The organism is Nonomuraea harbinensis, assembly GCF_019396385.1.
In the GTDB taxonomy this organism is placed as follows: domain Bacteria; phylum Actinomycetota; class Actinomycetes; order Streptosporangiales; family Streptosporangiaceae; genus Nonomuraea; species Nonomuraea ferruginea.
The window spans coordinates 1-1,102 of the sequence record NZ_JAHKRN010000125.1 but is presented as its reverse complement, the minus strand read 5'-3'; the positions used below and the strand labels follow the sequence as shown (position 1 = coordinate 1,102).

Below are 1,102 nucleotides of genomic sequence, written 5' to 3'. Positions count from 1 at the left end.
GCCATCCAGTGCTCTACCTCCGGCAAGAAACACGTGACGCTGCACCTAAATGCATTTCGGGGAGAACCAGCTATCACGAAGTTTGATTGGCCTTTCACCCCTACACACAGATCATCCCCCAGGTTTTCAACCCTGGTGGGTTCGGTCCTCCACCCAGTCTTACCTGAGCTTCAACCTGCCCATGCGTAGATCACTTCGCTTCGGGTCTACAGCATGCGACTCAAACGCCCTCTTCAGACTCGCTTTCGCTACGGCTCCCCCACACGGGTTAACCTCGCCACACACCATAACTCGCAGGCTCATTCTTCAAAAGGCACGCAGTCACATCACACGAGGACCGAAATCCTCGTAAGCTCCTACGGCTTGTAGGCACACGGTTTCAGGTACTCTTTCACGACCCCTCACCGGGGCACTTTTCACCTTTCCCTCACGGTACTCGTGCACTATCGGTCACCAGGGAGTATTTAGGCTTACCAGGTGGTCCTGGCAGATTCACACAGGATTTCTCGGGCCCCGTGCTACTTGGGATCCCCTCCAGCAGTCGACAAGGTTTCGCCTACCCGGCTCTCACGGTCTACGGCAGCCCTTCCCAGAGCTTTCGACTACCCCATCGATTTCTCACTGCTCGAAATCCCGGCAGAGACTTCAAGAAGGTCCCACAACCCCGGACATGCAACGCCTGCCGGCTATCACACACGCCCGGTTTAGCCTCCTCCGCTTTCGCTCACCACTACTCACGGAATCACTCTTGTTTTCTCTTCCTACGGGTACTGAGATGTTTCACTTCCCCGCGTTACCACCAACCGCCCTATACATTCAGGCGGAGGCAACACCACATGACTGGTGCTAGGTTTCCCCATTCGGACATCCCCGGATCAACGTCTGGTTGGCGACTCCCCGAGGCTTAACGCAGCCTCCCACGTCCTTCATCGGCTCCTGATGCCAAGGCATCCACCGTGTGCCCTTAAAAACTTGGCCACAAAGATGCTCGCGTCCACTATGCAAATCTCAAACAACAAACAGCAACCAGCTCCACCGCCACCATCTGTGACGACATCCCCGGTCCTGTGCTGAGGTCCCACAGACAGGCGGGCCCACCCGA

General features: G+C 56.4%; 1 rRNA gene. It reads right to left on the bottom strand.

Going from position 1 to position 1,102, the window contains the following annotated elements:
• A 23S ribosomal RNA gene (locus KME79_RS44295) occupies positions 1-978 on the bottom strand; the annotation flags it as partial.
• Between the last annotated feature and the right edge of the window lie 124 nt (positions 979-1,102).